We start from the raw sequence: 24,715 nt of genomic DNA on the forward strand, positions 1-24,715 counted from the left end.
GGATCAGCTTCGTCGTCGCGCCACCACCACCTGGGGGTCGAGAAGGCCGGCGCCGATCGCGACGTCGACACCCGCGTGGTCGGCCAACGCCCGCAGCGCCGAGGGGCTGTACGAGCGCAGCGAACTGATCAGGCCGTCGTGGGCGAAGGGCCACCACAATGCGAACGGCGCGATGACGGCCAACCTGAGCAGGTGCACCGTCGAGGGCGGTCGCGGGAGATCGATGACGAGTAGCTTGTCGGCCACCCGGGTGCCTTCGGCCATGACCCTCGCCGCCTGGGCCGGCGACAGATGATGAAACGACAGTGCGAAGACCGCGAGATCGAACGACCCGTCGGCGGCGTCGATCGCGGTCGCGTCGATTACCGCGACCGTCGCCCGTGAGTTGTCACCCAAGTCTGAGGCCGCCATCGCCGCCACCGACTCGGGATCGAGGTCGGAGACCGTGAGGTGAGCGGTGGGGTGTTGCTCAAGGACCTTGCGCGACAACGCCCCATGGCCCGCACCGAGTTCGAGAATCGCGGGATCGGCGATGTCGGCGACCTCGCGCAGCACCAGCTCGGCGTTGCGGTCGTGTTCTCCGAACAAGGTGCCGATCCGGTCCAGGGCCGCCACGATTCCGCGCTTGACGTCGTCGTCTACGTCGTCGCGGTCGAGGTATTCGGGACAGTCGGTCTCCAGCAGCCTGTCCAGCCAGGAAGCATCCGGGCCGCCCCGGGGCATGTCGGCGATGTCGGTGATCTGCTCTGCCATGTAGGCCATCATGGAGGAACGCCGGCCGGGCCGGCAGCACCCCACGTCAGAGGAGCACCGTTGGCCGACTTCGTCGCATCGATAGACCAGGGCACCACCAGTACCCGCTGCATGATCTTCGACCACAAGGGCGCCGAAGTCGGCCGGCACCAGCTCGAACACGAGCAGATCCTGCCGCAGTCCGGCTGGGTCGAGCACAACCCGGTGGAGATCTGGGAGCGCACCCAGACGGTCGTGATGTCGGCGCTGAACAAGACCAAGCTGGCCGCGGCCGATTTGGCAGCGCTGGGTATCACCAACCAGCGGGAGACCACGCTGGTGTGGAATCGCAAAACCGGCAGGCCGTACTACAACGCGATCGTGTGGCAGGACACCCGCACCGACCGCATCGCGGCGGCTCTGGACCGCGACGGTCGGGGCGACATCATCCGGCGCAAAGCCGGTCTGCCGCCGGCGACCTACTTCTCCGGCGGCAAGCTGCAGTGGATTCTGGAAAACGTCGACGGCGTACGTGCCGACGCCGAACGCGGGGACGCCCTGTTCGGCACCGCCGACAGCTGGGTGCTGTGGAACCTGACCGGCGGGACTCAGGGCGGGGTGCATATCACCGACGTCACCAACGCCAGCCGCACCATGTTGATGAACCTGGAGACCCTGGACTGGGACGACGAACTGTTGGCGCTCTTCGGAATTCCCCGCGCGATGTTGCCGCGAATCCGGCCGTCCTCGTCGCCGGACCCCTACGGGATGACCCACCCGGACGGTCCCGCCGACGGTGAGGTGCCGCTGACCGCCAGCCTCGGCGACCAGCAGGCGGCGATGGTGGGGCAGGTCTGCCTGGCGCCGGGGGAGGCCAAGAACACCTACGGCACCGGAAACTTCTTGCTGCTCAACACCGGTGAGAAGATCGTGCGGAGTGACAACGGACTGTTGACCACGGTCTGCTATCAGTTCGCGCCCAGAGATGGGGGAGAAGCCAAACCCGTTTACGCCCTTGAGGGTTCGATCGCAGTGACCGGATCGGCCGTACAGTGGTTGCGCGATCAACTGGGTATCATCAGCGGCGCCGCACAGAGTGAGACGCTGGCCGCGCAGGTCACCGACAACGGCGGGGTGTATTTCGTGCCGGCGTTCTCGGGATTGTTCGCCCCGTACTGGCGCTCGGATGCGCGCGGGGCGATCGTCGGACTGTCCCGCTACAACTCCAATGCCCACGTGGCCAGGGCGACGTTGGAGGCGATCTGCTACCAGAGCCGCGATGTCGTCGACGCGATGGAAGCCGATTCCGGTGTGCACCTTGAGGTTCTGAAGGTCGACGGGGGCGTCACCCAGAACGAATTGTGCATGCAGATCCAGGCCGATGTACTGGGCGTGGACGTGGTGCGCCCAGTGGTCGCCGAGACGACGGCGTTGGGCGCGGCCTACGCGGCCGGGCTGGCTGTCGGATTCTGGTCCGATCCCGATGACCTGCGGGCGAATTGGCAGGAGGACCGCCGGTGGTCACCGGCGTGGACTGACGAGCAGCGCGAGTCCGGCTACGCCGGCTGGCGCAAGGCGGTCCAGCGCACGCTGGACTGGGTCGAGGTCTAGCCCGCGAGCAGTCACAAAAGACCCCGACACGCCGAGGCGTGCGGGGTTTTTGTGACTGCTCGCGCAGATCGTTCTACTCGGATTCGCCGAGGATCTGATAGATCTCGCGGCGCGCATTGTTGACGATGTCGATGATGCGCTGCTGCTGCTCGGCGTTGGCGGCGAAGGCCGCCTGCCGTACGGCGCCGAACAACTGGCCGACGGCGGCGCGGATGTTGACCTGGCCGGGGTCGGCGCCTTCGGTGATCTCGTCCCACGGCGCGGTCTCGATCTTCTCGGCGGCGGCGCGACCGTCATCGGTCAGTTCGAAAAGCTTCTTGCTGCCTTCGGTTTCGCTTGCCACCAGCAGACCTTCGTCGACCAGCAGCTGCAGGGTCGGGTAGACCGAGCCGGGGCTCGGCTTCCACAGATCCTGGCTGCGCTCGGCGATCTCCTGGATCATCTCGTAGCCGTGCATCGGCCGCTCGGCCAGCAGCTTGAGGATGGCGGCGCGCACGTCGCCGCGCTTACCGCGGCCACGGCCGTGTCCGCGGCGACCGCCGCGTCCACCACCGGGACCGAAGCCGAAGCCGGGACCAAACCCGGGACCAAACCCGGGTCCGAACCCGCCGCGCGGGCCGAAGGGAGGACCGTCGTGGCCGGCGTGCTCGCGGAACTGCTCACGCAGTTGGTTGCGGAACTCACGGCGGTCGTGGCGGCGGGACCGGCCCGCAGGGGCGAAGCCGAAACCGGGGCCGAAGCCCGGGCGACCCATGTCTGGGCCGCCGAACTGGGGAAATGGGGTGTTCATGAAAGTTCTCGTTTCTGGTCAGGAAACGCCGAATGCGCTTCCGATACGTTGACGATATATCGGAAACTATCGCGATGCAACGGTCAGTTGAACTTTTTGTCGATCTCCTCGATCAGCCAGCGGGCCCAGTCGGCCTCCATCGCCTCGGCGCGTAACCCGAATTCCAGGGCGGCGCGTCCGTAGAAATTAGCGGCGCTGTCGTCCCAGTCGACGGCGTCGCGCAACTGCTCGTAGCGAACGAGATCGGCTTCGGCGCGCTCGGCGACCGACGCCACATAGGCCCTGGCCTGCTCGGCTGTCATCTCACCGAGCAGGAAGACCCGCAGCAGCTCGGCGCTGCGGTACGGCGGGTCGTCTGCCGGATTGGTCATCCAGCGCAACAGGTCCCGGCGGCCCGCCTCGGTGACCCGGTATTCCTTGCGCCCCCGCGGGCCGATGTCGCTGACCTCGATGAGCCCGCTGTCGGCGAGCTTGTTGAGTTCACCGTAGAGCTGGCTCTGGGTCGCCGGCCAGACGTTGGCCATCGACAGTTCGAAACGTTTGAGCAGGTCGTACCCGCTGCCGGGCTGCTGTGCCAGTAGCCCCAGCGCCGCATACCGAAGACTCACCCGGCCATCCTAGAACTCGACATGTCAGTTGTGGAATGTCCCGCGCTGGAACCGGCAATATTTCACTATTGACATGTCATCAGTGGATTGTCACAGTGGTCGGTATGACGGACATCACCACCGAATCGGCCAACCTGCCCACCGAGGGGCAGTTCTTCCAGCGCGGCAACTACGCGCCGGTGCCCGACGAGCTCTCCGAAAACGACTTGCCCGTCGAGGGTGCCATCCCGCCCGAACTGGACGGCTGGTATCTGCGCAACGGACCGAACCCGCGTGAGGCCACCGGCCACTGGTTCACCGGCGACGGAATGATCCACGGCGTCCGTATCGAGGGCGGGGCGGCCAAGTGGTACCGCAACCGCTGGGTGCGCACCGACAGCTTCACCGATCCGTTCCCGCTCTACCGCGAGGACGGAACCCGCGACTTGCGCGCGGCGGTCGCCAACACCCATGTCGTCAACCATGCGGGTAAGACGCTCGCGCTGGTCGAATCGTCCTTCCCCTACGAGATCACCAACGATCTGGAAACCGTGGGCTGCTACGACTTCGGCGGCAAGCTGACCGACTCGATGACCGCGCACCCCAAGATCTGTCCCACCACAGGCGAACTGCATTTCTTCGGCTACGGCAGCATCTTCGCCCCGCATGTCACCTACCACCGCGCCGACGCCAACGGCGAGCTGACGATCAACCGGCCGGTTGACGTCAAGGCGCTGACGATGATGCACGACTTCGCCCTGACCGCGAAACACGTCATCTTCATGGACCTGCCGATCGTGTTCAACATCGACATCGCGCTCAAGGGCGAGGGGGATATGCCCTACCGGTGGGACGACGACTACGGCGCCCGGCTGGGGGTGTTGCGCCGTGACGACCCGTTCGGCGAGATCCGCTGGTTCGAGATCGACCCCTGCTACGTCTTCCACGTCGCCAACGCCCACGACAGCACCGACGGGAAATCGATTGTCCTGCAGGCTATTCGCTATCCAGAGCTGTGGCGCGACAACGGCGGTTTCGACGCAAGTGCGGTGCTGTGGAGCTGGACGATCGACCTGCAGTCCGGCGCGGTCAGCGAGCGCCAGCTCGACGACCGGGCGGTGGAGTTCCCGCGCATCGACGACCGGCTGGCCGGCCTGCCGGCCCGCTATTCGGTCTCGGTCGGCGATGCCAGCCTGGTGCGCCACGACCTGACCACCGGCAGCGCCGTCGAACACCACTTCGGCACCGGGTTGGCGCCGGGCGGACCGGGGGAGGCGGTCTTCGTGCCCTCGGCATCGGGACCGGCCGACGAGAGCAACGGCTGGTACCTCGGCTACGTCTACGACGCCGCGCGCGACGGCAGCGATCTGGTGATCCTCGACGCGTCCGATTTCGCCGGGGACCCGGTCGCCCGGATCCGGCTGCCCCGCCGGGTTCCGTACGGCTTCCACGGCAACTGGATTCCTGCCTAGCGGTACTGCTGCCACCAGCGCCCGCGGGCGGTTGCGACGATGTGACCTCATGGGTGACTTCAGCGCGCTGCCTGGCACGGCGATCGTCATCGGCGGCACCGGCGGGATCGGAACCGAGATCGTCGCGATGTTGGCCGCGCGGGGTTCCCAGGTGGGCTTCACCTACCACGGCAACCACGACAAGGCGGCCGAACTGGTTACCGATGACGTCGGCGCCGAGCGGCTGGACATCACCGACGCCGCCGAGGTACGGAGGGTTGTCGACGTATTCGCCGAGCAAGCGGGCGGGGTACACACGGTCGTGCACGCGGCCGGTGCGCACGTGCCGATGCGGCACCTCAGTACCCTCGAACCGGATCGCTTCGATCATCAGCTCGGTACCGACACCGGCGGCTTCTTCCATGTCGTGGCCGCAGCCCTACCGCACCTACGCGGCTCACACGGCAGCCTGGTGGCGGTGACCACCGCGGCGACACGGCGCTTTGCCGTTCGCGACGGTTTGTCGGTCGCTCCGAAGGCTGCCATCGAGGCGCTGATCCGGGGCATCGCGGCCGAGGAGGGCAGGTTCGGGGTGCGGGCCAACTGCGTGGGCCCCGGCATGCTGGTCGACGGCAACGCGCAGCGGCTGATCGCGAACGGCGACCTCGACGAGAAGGCACTCGAGGCCGCTCGGCGGAACACACCGCTGGGACGTTTCGGCTGCGCCACCGATATCGCCGAAGCGGTGTGCTTCCTGGCCTCGCCGAGGGCCGGATTCATCACCGGCCAGAAGCTCGATGTCGACGGAGGCTACGGTGTCTGAGCTCCCCGAGCGACTGGCAGACATTCACGCGATTCGTGACGTGGTGGCGATGTACTGTCGCGGCGTCGACCGGCTCGATCTCGAGCTGGTGCGACGGGCGTATCACGCCGACGGCATCGACCATCACACCGGTTTCGACGGGACGGTTGACGAGTTCGTGTCGTGGTTACACAAGAACCTCGAATCCATTGCGGGAACAATGCATTTCATCGGCAACCAGCATGTCGATTTCGTCGGCGACGATATCGCGATCAGCGAGACCTACCTGATGGCAACGCATTGGGGCCGGCCCGATCAGGACCGGCGCGCCAACTTCACCACCGGCGCCCGATACGTCGACCTCATGGAGCGCCGCGACGGTCGGTGGGCCATCGCCGAGCGCTGGGCGGTGCGCGAATGGACCCGCCCGGACGTGTTCGTCGCGCCCGAGCGGCCCGGCCCACGCGGCACTCGTGACGGTGACGACCCGCTGTCCGTCCTTGTGAAACGCTTTGGCCTGTAGACAGTGCGAGTACCCTCAGCACACCATGGCGGTCAACTGGCTCGACGCCCCTGAAGCCCACGACGACCACTATCTGACCGTCGGGAACCCGTCGGTTTCGCGCCGCCCCCTGCCCTGGGGGCGGACAACGTGAGCTTCGGGTTCTCCACCCTGGCCCTGATCGCGGTCGTCGGCATGGTCGGGCCGCTGCTGGCATCGGTACCGCGATTACGCATCCCGGTGGTCATCGGCGAGCTCGCGGTCGGATTGCTCATCGGCAGAACCGGATTCGGGATCGTTGACGCCGCCGATCCGACTTTCAGCCTGCTGGCCGACATCGGATTCGCCCTGGTGATGTTCGTGGTGGGCACCCACGTCCCGATCCGTGATGTCACTCTGCGTTCGTCGATTCCGGGGGCGGCATTGCGGGCCGTGCTCGTCGGCGCCGTGGCGACGGGTTTCGCGATCGGGTTGGCCACGGTGTTCCACACCGGCCACGCCGCCGTGTATGCGGTGTTGATGTTCTCGTCTTCGGCGGCGTTGGTGTTGCCGGTCATCCAGTCACTCGGCATCGACGGGCCCTCGGTGAAGAGCGTCACCGCCCAGATCGCGATCGCCGACGCGACGTCGATCATCCTGCTGCCCTTGGTGATCGACCCGGACCGTGCGGTGACCGCGGCGATCGGGGCGGTGCTGATCGCACTGTGTGCCGCACTCCTGTTCGGTGCGCTGTGGGGTTTCGACCGCTGGGGGCTGCGCAAGCGGCTGCACCATTTCTCCGAGGACAACGAGTTCGCCCTGGAATTGCGGATCAGCCTGATCGTGCTGTTCGCGCTCGCCGCCCTTGCGGTCACCACGCACGTGTCGATCATGCTGGCCGGTTTCGCGCTGGGCCTGGCGGTCAAGGCCGCAGGCGAACCGCGTCGATTGGCGCGCCAGCTGTTCGGCATCACCGAGGGATTGTTCAGTCCGCTGTTCTTCGTCTGGCTGGGCGCCTCGCTGCGGGTGCGCGAACTCGGGGACGATCCCGCCTACATCCTGCTCGGGGTCGGCCTTGGAGTGGGTGCGGTACTGGCGCACTGTGTCGCGGCCCAACTCGGGGTGCCGGTTGCCGCGGCCACCCTGGGCACCCAGAAGGATCTGCTGTCGCCGGGCGAACCATCGGCGCTGATGCTCGGAGCGCTGCTGACCATCGGCGTCACCTCGGTGGCCAGCGTTGCCGCGGCGCGCCGGAACCGGGAGCAGCCGACGCCGCCGGCTGCGTGACGGCATTCCGGCGGCATTGCGGCTTGGCACATCGAGTCAGACGTGAGAGCGATGCCTAAGACGATTCCGTCACTCTCGGTTCTGAGTCGATGTGGGATGTCTAGCTCGGCGGCACGAACCCGTCCGTGCGGGGCTCAGGCGCAGGCGCAACCGGCCCCTGCGGTGGGACGGCGGGGTAGGGCGGTGGCGGAGCGCTGGGATATGACGGCGGCGGAGCCGGATGGGTCGGTGGTGGGAGCGGTCCGGACGGTCGCAGCCGAGCCAGTTCACGACGGTGCCGTTCGGCGAGCACCGCCGCGAGAACGTACTGCGGCGGGACGCCGGGCGGCGGCGGTGGTGAGATGCGGCCGACGACATCGATGGCAATCCGGTAGGCCATCTCGTCGCGCACCGATGGCTCCAATTGTGGCGCCCGTGCCAGGAATTGGCGTGCCAGCTCAGCCTGGTCGGGGCTCAGCGCGGACAATTCGAGCGAGGACGCCCACCAGGCGAGGGCGGGCGGCATCACCGGTGGCGGCGGCAGCTTGGGGCCTCGTTCGCTGATCACGACGGTGCCGGCGAATACGTCGCCGATGCGTTTGCCGCGCGGCGAGATCAGGCTGCAGATCACCGCGGGGCCACCGGTGAACATCCAGATCTCCACGAACCCGGCCAGGGCGCGAAACAAGGCCTGCCGGAACCGTTCCGGGCCGCCGTCATCGGAGACCACCCGAAGGCCCATCACGATCTTGCCCAGTGTCCTTCCCCGGGTGGCGGTTTCGAAGACGACGGGATAACCCACGAGCGCCAGCACGGTGAAGATGATCAGGATCGCAGCCGACAGTGCATCGTCGAGCTGGGTGAGGACCGCCGCCCACAGCAGGATGCCGACGATGTAGCCGATCATGATGACGGCGATGTCGATCAGCGCGCCGACGGCCCGCACCGGCAGCTGGGCGATCTGGACGTCGAGGACAACCGCGTCCCCGGTCACCACGGTCTCGGGCACCATGACGATCAACGGTACTAGTGTCGGCGTGCCGGCCTCCCGCCTCCGGCCGTTCCGGCCGGCATCGTCGCCCGGCTAAAGTCGGCCGGGTGGACGTCGACGCATTCGTGCTCGCTCACCAGGACAGCTGGAAGCGGCTCGACGAGCTGGTCAAACGGCGTCGTCGGCTGTCCGGTGCCGAGGTGGATGAGCTCGTCGAGCTCTACCAGCGGGTCTCCACCCATCTGTCGATGGTGCGCTCGGCATCGTCGGATTCCGTTCTGGTCGGCCGGCTGTCCAGTCTGGTGGCGCGGGCACGCGCGGCCGTGACCGGGGCGCACGCCCCGATGTGGCACGAGTTCGGCCGGTTCTGGACGGTGTCGTTCCCGGTGGTGGCCTACCGGGCGTGGCGGTGGTGGCTGGCCACGGCGATCGTGTTCTTCGCTGTCGCGGTGGCCATCGGGATCTGGGTGAGCGGAAACCACGAGGTGCAGTCGGCGCTGAGCACGCCGGCGGAGATCGAACACCTGGTCAACCACGACTTCGCCTCGTATTACAGCGAGAACCCGGCCGGTTCGTTCGCGTTGCGGGTGTGGGTGAACAACTCCTGGGTCGCCGCGCAGTGCATCGCCTTCGCGATCCTGCTGGGCATCCCGATCCCGTGGGTGCTGTTCCAGAACGCCGCCAACCTCGGCGTCATGGGTGGGTTGATGATGGACGCCGGCAAGGCCGACGTGCTGTTCGGGCTGCTCATCCCGCACGGGCTGTTGGAGCTGACGGCGGTGTTCCTTGCCGGCGCGGTCGGCATGCGGCTGGGTTGGACAGTGATCTCGCCGGGTGATCGGCCCCGCAGCCAAGCCCTGGCCGAGCAGGGCCGCGCGGTGGTCGCGGCGGCGGTCGGGCTCACCGGCGTGTTGCTGGTGTCGGGGTTGATCGAGGCGTTGGTGACGCCGTCGCCGCTGCCGACCTTCCTGCGTATCGGCATCGGTGTGGCCGCCGAGGCAGCCTTCCTGTTCTATGTCGTCTACTTCGGCCGCAAGGCCGGCCGAGCCGGTGAGACCGGGGACGTCGAGGACGCCCCCGACGTCGTTCCCACGGGCTAACTCTCCTGGCGAGCAGACATAAACGGGCGCGAAATCTCGGCGTGTCGGGAACGTTTGCGTCTGGTCGCGGGAGAGAGGTTAGAGGCGGCCGGCGGCCTTCATCGCCAGGTAGCGGTCGGCCAGGGCCGGCGCCAGGTCCTCCGGCGGCGCGTCGACCACCTCCACGCCGCTGTGCCGCAACCGGCTGGCGATGGTGCGCCGGTCATTGCGGGCCCGTTCGGCCGCCGCCGCGTCGTAGACCTGGGCGGCGTCCGAGCGGCCGGCCGCGAGATCATCGACGCGTGGATCAGACACCGCCGCGACGATCACCTGGTGCCGGGCCGACAGCTGCGGCAACACCGGCAGCAGGCCCTCGTCGAGCGCCGAGGCGTTGAGGTCGGTCAGCAGCACCACCAGCGCCCGGCGGCGCACCCGGCGCTGCACGGAGGCGACCATGGCGGTGGCATCCGACTCGATCAGAGCCGGCTCCAGCGGTGCCATGGCCTCCACCAGTTGGGCGAGCAGCTCGGTTCGGGAGGCGCCGAACACCGCCGCCCGGGTGATCCGGTCGTGGGCGAGGAAGTCGACGTGGTCGCCGGCGCGCGCGGCCAGCGCGGCCAACAGCAGCGCGGCGTCCATCGACCAGTCCAGTCGGGGCCAGCCGCCCGGGTCCCTGGCGGTGGGATCCACACCGACGCGCCCCGCCGATGTCCGGCCGGTGTCGAGCACGATCACCACCCGCCGGTCACGTTCGGGTCGCCAGGTGCGCACCACCACGTCGGCGCGGCGGGCAGTGGCCCGCCAGTCGATCGAGCGGACATCGTCGCCCACGACGTATTCGCGCAGCGAGTCGAATTCGGTGCCTTGGCCGCGGATCAGCACGGGCAGTAGGCCGTCGATCTCGCGCAGCCGGGCCAGCCGGGACGGCAGGTGCTTACGAGACAGGAACGGTGGCAGGATGCGCACCTGACCGGTGACGGGGTAGGACCGCTGGCGGCCGGCGATGCCCAGGGGTCCGATCGAGCGGACGGTGACGCCGTCGGAGTGCAGGTCGCCGCGACGTACCGGCCGCAGCACCGTTGTGACGGTGAGTGTTTCAGTCTCACGAACAGCGATCGAATGTGCGCGGGGCTCGGCACATGCGCTGGGTGGCCAGGCATCGCGCAAGGCGCCACGGAACCGGCGGGATCCGGCGTTGTGTACCTGCAGGGCGGCGTTGACGGGTTGACCCAACCGGGCAGATGCATCGCCGGCCCGGGTCAACCGCAGCGCACCCGGATGTCCGGCGAACGCCACATCGACGCCGATCGCGGCCAGCAACACCAGCAGCACGGCCACGAATGTGGTTGCCGGCCATGGTGACAGCGCGATCGGCAGTACGCCCAACAGGGCGATCAGCCCGGCGCGCCCGGTGAGGACCACTAGCGTGGCACCGGCACCGAGGCCAGGATGCCGTCGAGCACCCCATCGGGGGTGGCACCCTCGAGTTCGGCTTCCGGGCGTAGCGCTATCCGGTGGCGGAGCGTCGGCCGGGCCATGGCCTTGACGTCGTCCGGAGTGACGTAGCCGCGGCCCGACAGCCACGCCCACGACCGCGCCGTGCCCAGCAGTGCGGTGGCGCCGCGTGGCGACACCCCGAGCTGAAGCGATGGCGAATTCCTTGTCGCGCCGACGATATCGACGATGTAGCCGAGCACCTCATCGGCGATCAGCACCTGTTTCACCGCCCGGCGGCCTGCGGCGAGTTCGGCTGCGCCCGCAACCGGGTGGATGGTGCTCAGATCGCGGGGGTCGAAGCCGCCGGCGTGCCGGGACAGGATCGCGATCTCCTGGTCGCGCGGGGGCAGCGGGACGTTCAGCTTCAGCAGGAACCGGTCCAGCTGCGCCTCGGGCAGCTGATAGGTGCCTTCGTACTCGATCGGGTTCTGGGTGGCGGCGACGATGAACGGGTCGGGTAGCAGTCGGGGCTCGCCGTCCACGCTGACCTGGCGTTCCTCCATCGCCTCGAGCAGGGCCGCCTGGGTTTTCGGTGGGGTGCGGTTGATTTCGTCGGCCAGCATGAGGTTGGTGAACACCGGGCCTTCGCGGAAGACGAAGGCTGCCGTCCTGGCGTCGTAGACCAGCGACCCGGTGACATCGCCTGGCATCAGGTCCGGTGTGAACTGCACCCGCTTGAAGTCCAGCTGCAGTGCCGCGGCCATCGCCCGCACCAACAGCGTCTTGGCAACACCCGGAACACCTTCCAGCAGGACGTGGCCGCGGCACAGCAGGGCGATCACCAGTCCGCTGATCACGGCGTCCTGTCCGACGACGGCCTTGGCGATCTCACCGCGCAAGGCCAGTAGTGCGGCCCGGGCCGCATCGCTCTCGGCGGTGGGCGAGGGTGGTGGGGCAAAATGCGTCACGACGTCGTGACCTGCCTTTCGATGTCGTCGAGTGCGTGGGCCAGATGGAGGAGATCGGAATCGGTGGAGGGTGGTGGGCCGAACAACACATGCCGCACGGTGTTCGGGTCTCCCGGGTAGCGCGCAGCGATCGCGTCCACGACCGCGGCGGGAGAAGCGTTGGGGCCCAGCCCCAGTCGCGGTGCCAGTCGCTGCAATGTCGCGGCGCGCAGTGCTTGGGCCGCTTGCCCGCGGGCGCGCCGGGATCGGTACAGCCGGGCACGTCCTTCGACCGTTTCCGAAGCCCGTACGACCACCGGTAGCTTCTCGGCGACCAGCGGGCCCAGCCGGCGGCCCTGCCACACGGCGAGCAGTACGACGACCAGACACAGCTGCCAGACCATCCAGCCCACCGCATCGGGCATCAGGTCGGTCAGCGAAGAGCCCTCCGAGACGCTTTCACCCTCGGGGCGTTGCGGTGCGTACCAGATGAGTCGCGGACGGTTGCCGGCCAGGTTCAGCGCCAGCGCGGCGTTGCCTTGTTTGAGTAGTCCGCCGTTGGTCATGAAGTCCGCGCTGCCGACGACGGTGATGGTGCGGCCCCCAGCCTGGTAGCGGACCAGGGCCCCGCCGTAGCACCGGGTCAGATCGATGTCGCCGGCCTTCTCATAGGTATCGGCGGTGTCCAGTTGCGCTGTCCCGGACCGATTCGCCTCCGGCAGATCGCAATCGGGCTCCATGGTGAGCATGCTGGCGCCGCCGAGGCGGATATCGGGAGAAAGCGCCTCCCGCACGCGTGAAGTGGGTTCCACCAGCAGGCGGTCGCCGGGGACGGCTGCCAGGCGTCTCAGCAGATCCGTATCACGGGTGTAGTAGGTCTCTGCCGCCAGCAGCAGCGTGTCCGGGCGGGCGGCCCGCTCCACATCGGCTACGTCGTCGGCGACGACGACATCGACACCGCGCTCGCGAAGCAGGGTGACCACGGCGTGTGCACCGGCGGGGCGGGTGGAGTCGGGATCCATCCGGCCGCCCGGGCGGGGCGCGGTGAGGAAGGCGCTGACCGCGGCGATCGCCGCGATCGTGATCAGCGCCAGGGCAATCCAACGTCCGGTGCGCCAGCGTTGGCCGATAGTGGTGCTCACCGCAGCGGTGCCCAGGTGTCAGGGGTGGCGGGAGCGGCCACGTCGGCGGTGCTCGGGGCGCCGTGACGACGCAGCGCATCGTCGAGTTCGGCGACCATCCGGTAGTCGGGTTCGGTACCGGGTTGCTCACCGTAGGTGACGTCGTTGAATACCGCTGCCGCGCGCCGTAGTTCACCGTCGAATGCGGGCATCAGCTCGCCGGCGTCACGGGCGAGCTCGTTGGCGGTGCGGCCCGGGACGGGGTTGAGCAGCCCTCCTTGTTCGAGTTGGCGGCCCACCGCTCGAAGCCGGTGCCGGATCGCGGCCGCCCAGTTACCTTGGGTGGCATACGTCTCCGCGGTTGCCCGGTGCTCGGCCGCGCTGAGTTCATGGGCGCCGAACAGTCCGGCACCCGCGCCGCGGTCGGTCCGCATCGTGCGCCTGGCGACCCGGACCGCGACGATGAACGCCACCAGTACGACGAGGGCCAGCACCGTGATGGTCAACCAACCACCCGGGATCGAGGAACCCTCGAGGATCACCCGATAGATCAACTCCTGCAGCCATTCACCGAGCCGGTCGGTCAATGACGGCTTGGGATAGATCGCTTTGGCCAGCTCATGCTGGGCCGCTTCATGCGCGGTTTCACGGTCGATGTCGATGGTGGGCATGGTGTTATGGCGTCACCTCGACGGGGTCAGCCACAGATTGTCGGCCGCCATCGTGTCGCCGGGCCCGGCGGCGGCCCCGGTCTGCAACACCAGATCGAATGCCTCGGCACGGATCCGGATGTCGGTGTAGAGCAGCACCACCACCCCGGCGGTGAATGGTGCGGTGATGATCTGGGCGATCGCACCGCCGACGGCGGTCAGTGTGGTCGCCAGGATGACGCCGCCCGAGGACGTCTCCCCGAGCAGCAGCACCTGTCCGGCGATGCTGAACGGAACCGAGACCGCGCCGGCGATCACCGCCGCGACGAGTCCGGCCAGCAGCCGTATTCCGATGACTCGCCAGAAGTGGTTGCGCACCAGTCCGAATGAGCGGCGGATCGACGCCATCACGGGCTTTCGCTCCAACACGACCGCCACCGGTCCGAACGACAGCGCGGTGTACAGGTAGGTCAGGGCGGCGATCAACGCAAGTACCAGCGGGATACCGATGATCACCGCAGCGGCGCCGTTGGCGGCCGCCGCAATTCCGGCGATGACGCCCGCCACCACCCCGACCAGCACCATCGCGGCGAGTATCTCCAGTGCGCTGAAACCGAGCAGTGCCAGCAGCCGGCTCTTCACCCGCTGCCAGGCCTCGCCGACGGTGATCTTGGCGCCGAACACCGCCCTCCCGACCACCACTGTGAGCATGCCGGACAGCAGAATACCCGCCAGGAAGGTGGTCAGCGCCGTGGTGAGGCTGGACAGCGCGGACCCCACGAGCACCGGGGTGGACAGCTCTTCCCCGGTCGGGGCGCCGACCTTGGCGCCCATGGAAATCAGCGGTCCCAGCTGCAGGATCAGCGCCAGAAGTTGGGTGACCACCACGACAACGGTGGTCAGGCCCAGGGTCGCCTTCGGATTGGCCCGGATGTACCCGACCGCACCGTTGAAGATGTCGCTGAGCGAGAGCGGCCGCAGTGGGATGACACCGGGCTTGGCCGCCATGGGTACCGGCATGCCGTAACCCGGGGGCGGGTACCCCGGTGGGCCGTATGGCGGAGGGGGGTATCCCGGTGGGCCGTATGGCGGTGGCGGGTAGCCGGGCGCCGGGTATCCGGGTGGCGGATATCCGGCCCCTGGCCCATACGGTGGGTACCCGGGCGGCGGGAACGATGGCTGACCAGGCCATCCAGGCGGTCCGGCAGGTGGTGCCGTCACCGGGCGGTGCTCCCGACGTCGTTGCTCATGAGCCCATCCTGTCGACCGGCGGGGCATTTCTCAACGTCCCGCTCATCTCGGTCGCGTAGCGTTTGCACCATGGCGGAGCTCAAGGACCGGCTCAGATCGGACCTCACCGAAGCGATGAAGACCCAGGACAAGTTGCGTACCGCGACGCTGCGGCTGCTGCTCGCGGCGATCCAGACCGAGGAGGTCTCGGGCAAGCAGTCGCGTGACCTCTCCGACGACGACGTGCTCAAGGTGCTGGCCAGGGAGTCCAAGAAGCGCAGCGAGTCCGCCGAGATCTACACCCAGAACGGTCGCGGTGAGCTGGCCGCCGAGGAGCATGCCGAGGCCCGGATCATCGACGAGTACCTCCCGACCCCGCTGACCGAAGCCGAGGTGGCCGACGTGGCCGACACCGCGATCGCCCAGGTCGCCGAAGAGCTCGGGGAACGCCCATCGATGAAGAACATGGGTCTGGTGATGAAGGCCGCCACCGCGATCGCCGCGGGCAAGGCCGACGGTTCGCGGCTGTCCGCGGCGGTCAAGGCCCGCCTGTAGTCGTGCGCCGTTTCCCCGGGTGAGGTGCGGGTATCCGGCACGCGCGAGCCGAGTGGCGCCAAAGATGTTGTGTATTGGCACCGTTTCGGCTGCGGATGGGTTTCGGCTCGACGCCGCCGTCGCCGGATCCGGCACGTGATATCGCCCACCGTCGGGTTGAAACCGGCCCCTCGCGGGTAACCCCGACGGCCATGACCGATCCGACTTCCGACGAAGACGACCACGCCGACTACACCGACGCCCACAAAGAGTTGCGCAGAGCCGACCGGCTCGGGTCGGGTCCCGAGCGCGGCGAGGACATCCGCGACCTCGCTCCTGACGTCGCGGACCTGCCCGGCGACGAGCCGCCCGACTGACTCGGCGAGTCCGGATCAGCGGGTTTCGCAGCGGCCGGTAAGCGGGCTATGCGCCACAACATGATTCACAGCGTTTGATCGCGTCACCTATCGACCTTTGCCGAGCGGGTGTGACGCTAAACCCCGTGCGTCACTTCAGGGTGCATGCGGCAATGAGGGCTTCAGGGTCGGTGACGCTGACCAGCAGGGTGCGCAGCGTCGTCGGGACACCGATGATCTTGGCCTGGACGGGCGGGTCGATGGTCAACTCGACGACGCCCTTGGAGGAACCGTTGACCAGCCAGCGTCCGCGCCAGCCGTGTACGCCCCAGCCCAGGAAGGGTCCGCGGGCAGGTTTGGCTTCGGTGATGGACGCCAATGGAATGTCGGCCGAGAAACCCCAGCCCATCGACACATGCAGGGTGCCGTCGGCGACGGTGACGTCGCAACGGCTCGGGCCGAGGCCCAGCGGTGTAGCCAGCGGCCGATACCAGCTGTCGAAACGGATCTCCGTCATGGTCGCGACGATAGTGCTCTGATCAGCTGCGCGGACGGTGGATGCCCCGAGTTGTAGCGTGGGCTGTCTCGACACCGAAGGGCTCTGAGCTATGGATGCAGATGTCATCGTGGTTGGCGCCGGCCTGGCCGGTCTCGTCGCCACCCATGAATTGACCAGCCGTGGCAAGAAGGTGGTGCTGATCGATCAGGAGAACGCGGCGAACCTCGGTGGGCAGGCGTTCTGGTCGTTCGGCGGACTGTTCCTGGTCGACAGCCCTGAACAGCGGCGACTCGGCGTCAGGGACAGCTTCGAGTTGGCGTGGAGCGATTGGTCGGGCAGCGCCCAGTTCGACCGGGTCGACGACGAAGACCGCTGGGCGGTGCGGTGGGCTCGCGCCTACGTCGAGTTCGCGGCGGGGGAGAAGCGCTCATGGCTGCTCGGGCACGGCATCAAATTCCTGCCCACCGTCGGCTGGGCTGAACGCGGCGACCTGCGCGCGGATGGACACGGCAATTCGGTGCCACGCTTCCATGTCGCCTGGGGCACCGGCACCGGCGTGGTGGAGCCCTTCGTCGCCTCGGCGCTGGACGCTGCACAACGCGGGTTGGTGACCTTCCGACATCGGCACCGGGTCGACGAACTTGTCCTGGCAGACGGAACCGCCAGTGGTGTGCGGGGTACCGTGCTGGCTCCCGACGATGCCCCCCGCGGCGCACCATCGAATCGGGATCCGTTGGGTGAGTTCGAACTTCACGCCCAGGCGGTCATCCTCACGACCGGGGGCATCGGCGGGAACCACGAGATCGTGCGCCGGTACTGGCCGCAGCGGATGGGCACCCCACCCAAGTCGATGATCACCGGCGTGCCCGCCTACGTCGACGGCAGGATGCTCGACATCGCCGCCGACTCCGGGGTGCGCCTGGTCAACCGGGACCGGATGTGGCACTACACCGAGGGGGTGCAGAACTGGGATCCGATCTGGCCGGCACACGCCATCCGCATCCTGCCCGGGCCGTCGTCGATGTGGTTGGACGCCCTGGGTCGGCGGCTACCGCAGCCGTACCTGCCGGGCTACGACACGCTGGGCACGCTGCGCTATCTGCGCACCACCGCGGAGATCGCCGGCTACGACCACAGCTGGTTCATCCTCACCCAGAAGATCATCGAGCGGGAGTTCGCGCTATCGGGGTCCGAGCAGAACCCGGATATCACCGGCAAGGACCGCGCCGGCTTCCTCAAAGAGCGGTTGCTCAGCAAGGGAGCACCGGCGCCGGTGGAGGCCTTCAAACGCCATGGTGCGGACTTCGTCGTGGCCGACGGCCTCGACGATCTGGTGGCGAAAATGAACGCGCTGACCGATGAACCCCTGCTCGACCCCGGGCTTATCCGCGCGCAGGTCGAGGCCCGGGACCTGCAGATGGCCAACCCCTACTCCAAAGATGCCCAGGTGCAAGGGATTCGCAACTCGCGCCGATACATCGGTGACCGCATCGGCCGCACCGCAACACCGCACCGGATCCTCGACCCGGCCGCGGGCCCGCTGATCGGGGTGAAGCTGCACATCTTGACCCGAAAGACCCTCGGCGGTATCCAGACCGATCTATCGTCACGGGCGGTGGGTCTCGACGGAAACCCGATCGACGGTCTGTACGCCGCCGGTGAGGTCGCCGGTTTTGGCGGCGGTGGCGTACACGGCTACAACGCTTTGGAGGGGACCTTCCTCGGCGGTTGCCTGTTCTCCGGTCGGGCCGCCGGGCGGGCGGCCGCGGCGGCAATGTGAGGTAGGTATGAGCGAATCCGGTTCTCCGCATTGGTTATGGAACCGACGAGCATTCTTGGCGTCAACCATGGCCGCCGGTGCGGGCGCCGCTCTGGCGGCGTGTGGACAGGGCGACACCCCCGCTCCGCCGCTGCAGGCCCAGCCGACCACAGTCCCCGGGAGCCTCACCGCGGCAATCGACGCGGCCGAGGCGGCGCGCCCGCACAGTGGCAAGACCGTCACCGTCGCGCTGACCCCGCGCCCGGTCACCGTCGATCTGGGTGGGCGTGTGGCCAACACAATGGGCTATCACGACGCCGTCCCCGGTCCGCTGATCCGCGCGAACGTCGGCGACGAGATCGTGGCCGCCGTGACCAACAAACTGGACATGCCGCAATCGGTCCACTGGCACGGCATCACGCTGCGCAACAACATGGACGGGGTCGAGCCGGCAACCCCCAACATCCCGCCGGGCGGCGAGTTCACCTACAAGTTCTCGGTTCCCGATCCGGGGACGTACTGGGCCCATCCGCACACCGGCGTCAACGCCGATACCGGGCTGTATCTGCCGCTGATCATCGACGATCCCAACGAGCGCGCCGACTACGACGCCGAGTGGATTGTGGTACTTGACGATTGGACCGACGGCGTCGGGAAGTCGCCCTGGCAGATCTTCGCCGATCTGCGCAAGGGCGAGGCGGCCGATGTCGACGCGGGTCTAAGCGACAGTAAGCTACTCGGCGGCGACCCCGGTGACGTCAGCTATCCCTACTATCTGATCAACGGCAGGATCCCGGAAGCCCCGACAGCATTCACCGCCAAGCCCGGCCAGCGGATTCGGTTGCGCATCATCAACGCCGGCGCGGATACCGCCTTTCGGATCGCGCTCGCCGGACATCGGATGACGGTGACCCACACCGACGGATACCCGGTGGTACCCGTCGAGGTGGATGCCCTCCTCCTGGGGATGGCGGAGCGCTATGACGCCATCGTCACCGTCGGCGACGGCGTGTTCCCCCTCGTCGCGCTGGCCGAGGGGAAGAACGCGCTGGCGCGCGCCCTGCTGACCACCGGAGCGGGATCCGCGCCCGACGCGGGATTCAAACCGCCCGAGCTGGACGGGCTGATCGGCACCGTCGATATGTTCACCGCCGCACCGGAGGCGCGGCTGGCGTTCACGCAGGCCGACGTCGATCTGACCGCGGAGCTCAGCGGCAACATGAAGACCTATCAATGGGGAGTCAACGGGTCGTACCCGAACAGCAAGCCGTTCGCGATCAACCAGGGTCAGCAGGTCATGATGACGTTCGCCAACAAGACGGCCATGTGGCATCCGATGCATCTGCACGGGCATACCTTCGCGGTGCTGAACGCCAATGGCGAGATGGGCGCGCGTAAGGACACCGTGATCGTGCTCCCCAACCAGTCGGTGCGGATCGCGATCCTGGCCGACAACCCCGGATATTGGGCGCTGCACTGTCACAACACCTACCACCTGGAAGCCGGGATGATGACGACGTTCGACTACCTGAACTGAGCCTTCCCGAGTTGCTGGGTGCAATCGTCGAACCTTAGAAGACCATAAGTGTCCATTTGTGGTTCGGCCCCGTACTATGGCCCCATCAGGAAGGGGGCCGAGATGAGCCTTCGAAACGCATCGCTGGGTGCGGTAGCCGCCACGTCATTGTCGTTGGCGGCGTTGTTTGCGGCGGTGGGCACGGCATCAGCTGCCCCCGCACAGCCGGCCGATCAGGGGTCGGATCTGCAGACGTATCTCGACAGCTTGACGACCACCTACAACAACACCATCGGCCGGTCGGTGGACCAGGCGCGCGATTCGGCGACCGAGCAGACCCAGGCCAACATCGCGACCGCCGTCGCGGTGCCGATCGCCAATAGTGCCGCCGGCGTTGTGCCCGCGGCGGCTGGGGCTGGGGCATCGGCGCTGGTGTTCGCGGCATTCCAGAACGGTTTCAACCCGTTCGCGGGCCTGACCTCCGCGGCGGTACCGGCCGCGGCCGCGGTGCCCGCACTGAGCGCACCCGCGTTGCCGCCGCCGCCGGCGGTGGGCCCGCTGCCACCGCCGCCCGCCATCGGCCCGCCGGCGTTGCCACCGCCTCCGGCGTTGCCGCCGCCGCCGTGGATTCCGTTCCTGCCGGGCTCACCGCCACTGCCCGGCCCACCGCCGTTGCCGGGGCCGCCGCCGTTGCCGCCGCCGCCATCGTTCTGACGCGGGGATAGTTCACCCTCGGGGGCAAACCCCGGGGGTGAACGTCGTTTCCTGGCTTTGCCGGTTGACGGCCGGTGAACGTGGTGCGAAATTGGGTAATGGCCAAGGCGCTGGACGAACAGGCGCAGCTCGGGGAAGTCATCGAACGGCTGGCGCTGAGCTATCCGACCCTGTCGGCGTCGACCATCGCCGAGGTGGTGGGCGAACTGCATGCCAGGTTCAACGGCGCCCGGATCCGCGAATACGTTCCGCTCTTCGTCGAGCGTCGGGCCCACACCGCGTTGACTGAACTCAACGTGTCCTACGACTAGTGCCGACTGGCAGCCTGGCCAACGAAACCCACTTGGTCACGCGTCCGTGGCGATCCGCGCGGTTGGGTGGCCGAAGGCCGGTGGCGGTCCTAGGGTGATGGCTCGTAGCGCGGAGGTGATGCCCCATGGCACTCGGGCCTGCGGCGCCCCGCGTCGGGGCACCGGTGAACCGGGTCGACGGCGAAGCCAAGGTGACCGGTGCGGCCCGCTACACGGCCGATACCGAGGTGCCCGGCTCGGTATACGCGGTGCTCGTCGGTGCCGGTATTGCCCGTGCGGAGATCATCGCCGAGTCGATGGCCGAATCCTCGGCGCGTGCCCGAGCCGCACCCGGTGTGCTGCACGTATTGACCCCGATGAACTGTCCGCCGCTGAAGCCGCCACCCACCGACTTCACCAAGACCTGGCCGGTCGAGCGTCGACCTCCCCTCTCGGATATGAGCGTGCACCATGTCGGACAGCACGTCGCCGTCGTGATCGCCGACTCGTTCGAGAACGCCACCTACGCCGCATCGGAGTTCGCCCTGGAATACCAGCAGGCGCCAGCCGATGGCGATACAGCTGTTCGCTCCGACAGCTACCGGCCGGACCACTGGGTGGAGATCGTCGACGAGAAGCTCCAGGACCAGCGCGGCGGTGGCATTCCTGAACCCCTTGTCCCGGTACAGGTCTCGGGGCGATACCGCACGGCAGCGACCGCTCCGTACCCGATGGAGTTGTGCGCGACAATCGCCCAGTGGGACGGCGATCGGCTCACCGTGCACGACAGCACCCGCTGGATCAGCGGCGAGAGGCGGCTGCTGGCGCATTGCCTGGGTCTGCCCGAATCGTCTGTTCGGGTGATCTCACCTCTGGTGGGCGGCGCCTTCGGGTCAAAGGTCTTTCTGTGGGCACACGTATTGCTGTGCGCGCTCGCGGCTCGCGAGGTGCAGCGGCCGGTCAAGCTCGTGCTCACCCGCAAGCAGATGTTCGACTCCACCGGTTACCGCCCCCGTACCGAGCAGGAGGTCACCCTGCTGGCCGACGCCGAAGGGCTCATCTGCAGCACCACTCACCACACGGTCACCGAAACCTCGGTGGTCGGGGACTTCTGCGAACCGGCCGGGCTGTCGAGCAGGCTGCTGTATCACTCGCCGCGGCTGGCGGTCTCGCACCGCGTTGACCGCAAGAACGTGGCCACACCGTCGTTCATGCGCGCACCCGGAGAATCGAGCGGCCTGTTCGCCCTGGAGGTCGCCATGGACGAATTGGCCGGCGAGCTGGGGATAGACCCGCTGGAACTGCGGATCCGCAATCACATCGACATCGACCAGACCAACGGCAGACCCTGGTCGGACAAGCATCTGTTGGACTGCTACCTGTCGGCGGCGGATCGCTTCGGCTGGGCGCACCGGCCGCCCGACGCCCGCAGCCTGCGGCGAAACCACGTCCAGGTGGGCTGGGGAATGGCCACCGCGACCTTTCCGGCCCGCCGCGCGTCCGCGGGGTGCCGGGTCAGCACCGGTGCCGACGGATGCGTGCGGTTCGCTTCGGCCACCCACGAGATCGGCACCGGGGTACGTACCGTCATGACCCAACTCGCCGCCGACATCCTCGGGTTGCCGCTGTCGGCGGTGGTGTTCGACTCCGGCGACTCGTCCTACCCCGAGACCCCGCGCAGCGGTGCGTCCCAGACCACCGCCACCGTCGGCGCCGCGGTCATCGAGGCGGCGACCCAGTGGCGGCGGCGGCTGACCGAGGTGGCGCCAAGCGCCACACTCACGGCCGAGTCGTTGGCCGCTCTGTCTCCTGGACAGCTTGCGGCACTGACCTTTTCGGTGACGACATCGCCGGCGATCGACGAGCGCGCCAGCATCCGGTCATTCGGGGCGCATTTCTGCGAGGTCGAGGTCGACGAGCAGATCGGCCGGGCCGCCGTCACCCGATGGACGGCCGCCTTCGCCTGCGGGCCGGTGCTGAACCCGAAACTCGCGCGCAGCCAGCTGATGGGCGGCATCACCTTCGGTGTCGGAATGGCCCTGCTCGAACAGATGCAGCGCGGCGGGGAGTACTACCTTCCCACGCACGCCGACCGACCGGACTTCGATATCGATCTCATCGAGAAGCCCGTCGACGATGTCCCTGGGCCGACCCTGCGCGGTATCGGCGAGATCGGTATCGCCGGTGTACCCGCCGCCGTCGCGAACGCGATCTACCACGCCACCGGCAAGCGATTGCGCACGCTGCCGATCACCGTCGAAGACCTCATGCTGCCCGTCGGACCCCGCCGATGACCGAGACCGCCGTGAGCCTTCGGATCAACGCCGTGCCCTACACGCTGGAGATCGACGTCCGAACCACCGTGCTGGATCTGCTGCGGGACCGGCTGCACCTGACCGGAACCAAGAAGGGTTGCGACCACGGGCTCTGCGGGGCCTGCACGGTAACGGTCGACGGGGAACGCGTCCTGAGCTGTCTGGTGCTGGCGGCCTCGATCGACGGTGCCGAGATCGTCACGATCGAGGGGATAGCGCCCGACTCCGGACTGCACCCCCTGCAACGGGCGTTCCTCGACCACGACGGTCTGCAATGCGGCTTCTGCACACCGGGTCAGATCTGTTCGGCGCGTGCCATGTTGGCTGAACACGCCCGAGGGGACCTGTCGGCGGCGTCGTTCGACGACCATCGCGGTGCTCCTGCTGACGGGCCGGTACCCCTCACCGAGGACGAGATCCGGGAACGGATGGCCGGCAACATCTGCCGGTGCGGCGCCTACGCCAACATCGTGGCGGCGATCGCCGCCGTCGCCGAGGAACACCAACCGTGAAGACCTTCGAGTTCCACCGGGCGTCCTCGGTCGAGGAGGCGCTCAATTACGCGGCGCAGCCGGGCGCGCGGTTTCTCGCCGGGGGCACCAACCTCGTCGATCTGATGAAGTGCGATGTCGAGCGGCCGAGCGCGGTGGTCGACATCAACCGGCTCGACTTGTCCGACATCGAACCGACACCCACCGGCGGAGTCATGATCGGTGCCCTGGCCACCAACACCGCCGTCGCCAATCACCCGCTGATCCGCGGCAAGTACCCGGTGCTCTCGCACGCCATTCTGAGCGGAGCCACCACTCAGATACGGAACAGGGCCACGGCTGCGGGCAATCTGATGCAACGGACGCGCTGCCGCTATTTCATGGACCCCGCGCTCGGCGTGTGTAACAAACGCCGCCCGGGGAGCGGATGCGCGGCGCTGGCCGCACACCACCGGGAGCACGCGGTCTTCGGCGCCAGCCCGTCCTGCGTGGCGGTACACCCCTCCGATATGGCGGTGGCCCTGACGAGTCTGGACGCAACCATCCATATCCGGGGCGATGGCGGTGTCCGGACCGTCGGCATCGACGATTTCTTCCGGCTGCCCGGGCAGCGGCCCGACATCGATAACGCGGTGCGTCCCGGCGAGCTCATCACCGGCATCGAACTGCCGGCGCGCAGCGCATCCCGCGCCGGCTGGTATCTCAAGGTTCGTGACCGGCACAGCTATGCGTTCGCCCTGGTCTCGGTGGCCACCGTGGTCGAGATTCGCGACGGTGTGGTCGTTGACGCGGCGATCGCGCTGGGTGCGGTTGCCGCGACGCCGTGGCGGGTGCCCGCGGCCGAGCACCTGTTGCGGGGGAACCCGCCGAGCCGCCCGGTATTCGAAGCGGCCGCCGCCGCGGCGCTGGCGGGCGCGCAGCCGCTGCCGCACAACGGTTTCAAGGTCGATCTCGGCGTGCACAGCGTGGTCCGGGCGCTGACCTCGGCGGCCGAGGCGCCGTAGCGCTCCGCCGCAACAACCGTCGGCCTGCGGGGATCAGCGGGCGGGGAGATATCGCGGACCAC

Annotated in this window: 26 protein-coding genes; 16 read left to right on the forward strand and 10 right to left on the reverse strand. The window is 68.0% G+C overall.

From position 1 onward, the window contains the following. Window positions 1-3: 3 nt before the first annotated feature. Window positions 4-762 carry a class I SAM-dependent methyltransferase gene (locus ORI27_RS22915; protein WP_265999413.1) on the reverse strand — a complete coding sequence of 253 codons (759 nt, stop codon included), beginning with the start codon at window positions 760-762 and terminating at the stop codon, window positions 4-6. A gap of 102 nt (window positions 763-864) precedes the next feature. Here ORI27_RS22915 and glpK point away from each other — a divergent pair, with 102 nt between their 5' ends. After that, window positions 865-2,343, forward strand: a complete 1,479-nt coding sequence (gene glpK / locus ORI27_RS22920; RefSeq protein WP_265999412.1) for a glycerol kinase GlpK — start codon at window positions 865-867, stop codon at window positions 2,341-2,343. Window positions 2,344-2,416: 73 nt separating this feature from the next. Here the strand turns inward: glpK and ORI27_RS22925 are convergent, their stop codons facing one another. Together ORI27_RS22925 and ORI27_RS22930 are read right to left on the reverse strand one after the other, a co-directional pair. Beyond that, a complete protein-coding gene (locus tag ORI27_RS22925) occupies window positions 2,417-3,133 on the reverse strand; it encodes a PadR family transcriptional regulator (protein ID WP_265999370.1) in 717 nt (238 codons plus the stop codon). An 83-nt stretch (window positions 3,134-3,216) separates the two neighbouring features. Further along, entirely contained in the window at window positions 3,217-3,741 is a 525-nt protein-coding gene (locus tag ORI27_RS22930; protein WP_265999369.1) for a PadR family transcriptional regulator, read from the reverse strand. Between the two features lie 104 nt (window positions 3,742-3,845). Between ORI27_RS22930 and ORI27_RS22935 the strand changes: the two genes are divergently transcribed. The 4 genes from ORI27_RS22935 to ORI27_RS22950 all read left to right on the forward strand — a co-directional run bounded on the left by ORI27_RS22935 (window position 3,846) and on the right by ORI27_RS22950 (window position 7,741). Further along, window positions 3,846-5,192: a carotenoid oxygenase family protein gene (locus ORI27_RS22935; protein ID WP_265999368.1), complete on the forward strand. Its 1,347-nt coding sequence runs from the start codon at window positions 3,846-3,848 to the stop codon at window positions 5,190-5,192. Between the two features lie 49 nt (window positions 5,193-5,241). Beyond that, window positions 5,242-5,994: an SDR family oxidoreductase gene (locus ORI27_RS22940; RefSeq protein WP_265999367.1), complete on the forward strand. Its 753-nt coding sequence runs from the start codon at window positions 5,242-5,244 to the stop codon at window positions 5,992-5,994. Then, window positions 5,987-6,496: a nuclear transport factor 2 family protein gene (locus ORI27_RS22945; RefSeq protein WP_407666402.1), complete on the forward strand. Its 510-nt coding sequence runs from the start codon at window positions 5,987-5,989 to the stop codon at window positions 6,494-6,496. Before ORI27_RS22940 ends, ORI27_RS22945 begins: the two co-directional genes overlap by 8 nt. Before the next feature lie 174 nt (window positions 6,497-6,670). After that, a complete protein-coding gene (locus tag ORI27_RS22950; RefSeq protein WP_407666405.1) occupies window positions 6,671-7,741 on the forward strand; it encodes a cation:proton antiporter in 1,071 nt (356 codons plus the stop codon). A gap of 100 nt (window positions 7,742-7,841) precedes the next feature. Here the strand turns inward: ORI27_RS22950 and ORI27_RS22955 are convergent, their stop codons facing one another. Further along, complete coding sequence (locus ORI27_RS22955; RefSeq protein WP_265999364.1) at window positions 7,842-8,732, reverse strand: RDD family protein; 891 nt, start codon at window positions 8,730-8,732, stop codon at window positions 7,842-7,844. A gap of 86 nt (window positions 8,733-8,818) precedes the next feature. Between ORI27_RS22955 and ORI27_RS22960 the strand changes: the two genes are divergently transcribed. Then, window positions 8,819-9,811 carry a stage II sporulation protein M gene (locus ORI27_RS22960; protein ID WP_265999363.1) on the forward strand — a complete coding sequence of 331 codons (993 nt, stop codon included), beginning with the start codon at window positions 8,819-8,821 and terminating at the stop codon, window positions 9,809-9,811. Between the two features lie 78 nt (window positions 9,812-9,889). Here the strand turns inward: ORI27_RS22960 and ORI27_RS22965 are convergent, their stop codons facing one another. The 5 genes from ORI27_RS22965 to ORI27_RS22985 are packed head-to-tail and all read right to left on the reverse strand — an operon-like array spanning window position 9,890 to window position 14,965. Beyond that, window positions 9,890-11,212, reverse strand: coding sequence for a DUF58 domain-containing protein (locus ORI27_RS22965; protein ID WP_265999362.1), 1,323 nt, complete (start codon window positions 11,210-11,212; stop codon window positions 9,890-9,892). Beyond that, on the reverse strand, window positions 11,212-12,195 hold the full coding sequence (locus ORI27_RS22970) for an AAA family ATPase (protein WP_265999361.1): 984 nt from the start codon (window positions 12,193-12,195) through the stop codon (window positions 11,212-11,214). The genes ORI27_RS22965 and ORI27_RS22970 overlap by 1 nt, the downstream gene beginning before the upstream one ends. Continuing rightward, window positions 12,192-13,316 carry a DUF4350 domain-containing protein gene (locus ORI27_RS22975; protein WP_407666401.1) on the reverse strand — a complete coding sequence of 375 codons (1,125 nt, stop codon included), beginning with the start codon at window positions 13,314-13,316 and terminating at the stop codon, window positions 12,192-12,194. The genes ORI27_RS22970 and ORI27_RS22975 overlap by 4 nt, the downstream gene beginning before the upstream one ends. Beyond that, complete coding sequence (locus tag ORI27_RS22980) at window positions 13,313-13,966, reverse strand: DUF4129 domain-containing protein (protein WP_265999360.1); 654 nt, start codon at window positions 13,964-13,966, stop codon at window positions 13,313-13,315. Before ORI27_RS22980 ends, ORI27_RS22975 begins: the two co-directional genes overlap by 4 nt. Window positions 13,967-13,978: 12 nt before the next feature. Next, entirely contained in the window at window positions 13,979-14,965 is a 987-nt protein-coding gene (locus ORI27_RS22985; protein WP_407666400.1) for a DUF7847 domain-containing protein, read from the reverse strand. 35 nt (window positions 14,966-15,000) lie between these two features. Between ORI27_RS22985 and ORI27_RS33200 the strand changes: the two genes are divergently transcribed. The 3 genes from ORI27_RS33200 to ORI27_RS22995 all read left to right on the forward strand — a co-directional run bounded on the left by ORI27_RS33200 (window position 15,001) and on the right by ORI27_RS22995 (window position 16,086). Further along, window positions 15,001-15,255, forward strand: coding sequence for a hypothetical protein (locus tag ORI27_RS33200; RefSeq protein ID WP_407666399.1), 255 nt, complete (start codon window positions 15,001-15,003; stop codon window positions 15,253-15,255). 10 nt (window positions 15,256-15,265) lie between these two features. Then, the gene (locus tag ORI27_RS22990) at window positions 15,266-15,730 is read left to right on the forward strand and encodes a GatB/YqeY domain-containing protein (RefSeq protein WP_265999358.1); all 465 of its coding nucleotides are present in this window, start codon (window positions 15,266-15,268) and stop codon (window positions 15,728-15,730) included. Between the two features lie 191 nt (window positions 15,731-15,921). After that, complete coding sequence (locus tag ORI27_RS22995) at window positions 15,922-16,086, forward strand: hypothetical protein (RefSeq protein ID WP_265999357.1); 165 nt, start codon at window positions 15,922-15,924, stop codon at window positions 16,084-16,086. A gap of 130 nt (window positions 16,087-16,216) precedes the next feature. On the opposite strand, the gene ORI27_RS23000 is transcribed toward ORI27_RS22995, so the two are convergent. Then, window positions 16,217-16,582 (reverse strand): hypothetical protein, encoded by a 366-nt coding sequence (locus tag ORI27_RS23000; protein WP_265999356.1) that lies wholly within the window; start codon window positions 16,580-16,582, stop codon window positions 16,217-16,219. 91 nt (window positions 16,583-16,673) lie between these two features. On the opposite strand from ORI27_RS23000, the gene ORI27_RS23005 reads away from it, so the two are divergent. The 7 genes from ORI27_RS23005 to ORI27_RS23035 all read left to right on the forward strand — a co-directional run bounded on the left by ORI27_RS23005 (window position 16,674) and on the right by ORI27_RS23035 (window position 24,653). Beyond that, entirely contained in the window at window positions 16,674-18,344 is a 1,671-nt protein-coding gene (locus ORI27_RS23005; RefSeq protein ID WP_265999355.1) for an FAD-binding dehydrogenase, read from the forward strand. 7 nt (window positions 18,345-18,351) lie between these two features. Further along, window positions 18,352-19,860: a multicopper oxidase family protein gene (locus ORI27_RS23010; protein ID WP_265999354.1), complete on the forward strand. Its 1,509-nt coding sequence runs from the start codon at window positions 18,352-18,354 to the stop codon at window positions 19,858-19,860. Between the two features lie 102 nt (window positions 19,861-19,962). Next, window positions 19,963-20,553 carry a hypothetical protein gene (locus ORI27_RS23015; RefSeq protein WP_265999352.1) on the forward strand — a complete coding sequence of 197 codons (591 nt, stop codon included), beginning with the start codon at window positions 19,963-19,965 and terminating at the stop codon, window positions 20,551-20,553. A gap of 98 nt (window positions 20,554-20,651) precedes the next feature. Next, the gene (locus tag ORI27_RS23020) at window positions 20,652-20,864 is read left to right on the forward strand and encodes a three-helix bundle dimerization domain-containing protein (protein ID WP_265999351.1); all 213 of its coding nucleotides are present in this window, start codon (window positions 20,652-20,654) and stop codon (window positions 20,862-20,864) included. Window positions 20,865-20,989: 125 nt separating this feature from the next. Further along, entirely contained in the window at window positions 20,990-23,137 is a 2,148-nt protein-coding gene (locus tag ORI27_RS23025; RefSeq protein ID WP_265999350.1) for a xanthine dehydrogenase family protein molybdopterin-binding subunit, read from the forward strand. Then, entirely contained in the window at window positions 23,134-23,670 is a 537-nt protein-coding gene (locus ORI27_RS23030; RefSeq protein WP_265999349.1) for a (2Fe-2S)-binding protein, read from the forward strand. Before ORI27_RS23025 ends, ORI27_RS23030 begins: the two co-directional genes overlap by 4 nt. Next, complete coding sequence (locus ORI27_RS23035) at window positions 23,667-24,653, forward strand: FAD binding domain-containing protein (protein ID WP_265999348.1); 987 nt, start codon at window positions 23,667-23,669, stop codon at window positions 24,651-24,653. The genes ORI27_RS23030 and ORI27_RS23035 overlap by 4 nt, the downstream gene beginning before the upstream one ends. Window positions 24,654-24,715 lie beyond the last annotated feature (62 nt).

It is taken from the genome of Mycobacterium pinniadriaticum (genome assembly GCF_026242045.1).
Classification (GTDB): domain Bacteria; phylum Actinomycetota; class Actinomycetes; order Mycobacteriales; family Mycobacteriaceae; genus Mycobacterium; species Mycobacterium pinniadriaticum.

Bases quoted from the DNA above. Each gene is read 5' to 3' on its own strand.
- ORI27_RS22915 (WP_265999413.1), bottom strand. From the start codon at position 762: ATGGCCTACATGGCAGAGCAGATCACCGACATCGCCGACATGCCCCGG.
- glpK (WP_265999412.1), top strand. From the start codon at position 865: ATGATCTTCGACCACAAGGGCGCCGAAGTCGGCCGGCACCAGCTCGAA.
- ORI27_RS22925 (WP_265999370.1), bottom strand. From the start codon at position 3,133: ATGAACACCCCATTTCCCCAGTTCGGCGGCCCAGACATGGGTCGCCCG.
- ORI27_RS22935 (WP_265999368.1), top strand. From the start codon at position 3,846: ATGACGGACATCACCACCGAATCGGCCAACCTGCCCACCGAGGGGCAG.
- ORI27_RS22940 (WP_265999367.1), top strand. From the start codon at position 5,242: ATGGGTGACTTCAGCGCGCTGCCTGGCACGGCGATCGTCATCGGCGGC.
- ORI27_RS22950 (WP_407666405.1), top strand. From the start codon at position 6,671: ATGGTCGGGCCGCTGCTGGCATCGGTACCGCGATTACGCATCCCGGTG.
- ORI27_RS22955 (WP_265999364.1), bottom strand. From the start codon at position 8,732: ATGGTGCCCGAGACCGTGGTGACCGGGGACGCGGTTGTCCTCGACGTC.
- ORI27_RS22980 (WP_265999360.1), bottom strand. From the start codon at position 13,966: ATGCCCACCATCGACATCGACCGTGAAACCGCGCATGAAGCGGCCCAG.
- ORI27_RS22985 (WP_407666400.1), bottom strand. From the start codon at position 14,965: ATGCCGGTACCCATGGCGGCCAAGCCCGGTGTCATCCCACTGCGGCCG.
- ORI27_RS33200 (WP_407666399.1), top strand. From the start codon at position 15,001: ATGGCGGAGGGGGGTATCCCGGTGGGCCGTATGGCGGTGGCGGGTAGC.
- ORI27_RS22990 (WP_265999358.1), top strand. From the start codon at position 15,266: ATGGCGGAGCTCAAGGACCGGCTCAGATCGGACCTCACCGAAGCGATG.
- ORI27_RS22995 (WP_265999357.1), top strand. From the start codon at position 15,922: ATGACCGATCCGACTTCCGACGAAGACGACCACGCCGACTACACCGAC.
- ORI27_RS23000 (WP_265999356.1), bottom strand. From the start codon at position 16,582: ATGACGGAGATCCGTTTCGACAGCTGGTATCGGCCGCTGGCTACACCG.
- ORI27_RS23005 (WP_265999355.1), top strand. From the start codon at position 16,674: ATGGATGCAGATGTCATCGTGGTTGGCGCCGGCCTGGCCGGTCTCGTC.
- ORI27_RS23010 (WP_265999354.1), top strand. From the start codon at position 18,352: ATGAGCGAATCCGGTTCTCCGCATTGGTTATGGAACCGACGAGCATTC.
- ORI27_RS23015 (WP_265999352.1), top strand. From the start codon at position 19,963: ATGAGCCTTCGAAACGCATCGCTGGGTGCGGTAGCCGCCACGTCATTG.
- ORI27_RS23020 (WP_265999351.1), top strand. From the start codon at position 20,652: ATGGCCAAGGCGCTGGACGAACAGGCGCAGCTCGGGGAAGTCATCGAA.
- ORI27_RS23025 (WP_265999350.1), top strand. From the start codon at position 20,990: ATGGCACTCGGGCCTGCGGCGCCCCGCGTCGGGGCACCGGTGAACCGG.
- ORI27_RS23030 (WP_265999349.1), top strand. From the start codon at position 23,134: ATGACCGAGACCGCCGTGAGCCTTCGGATCAACGCCGTGCCCTACACG.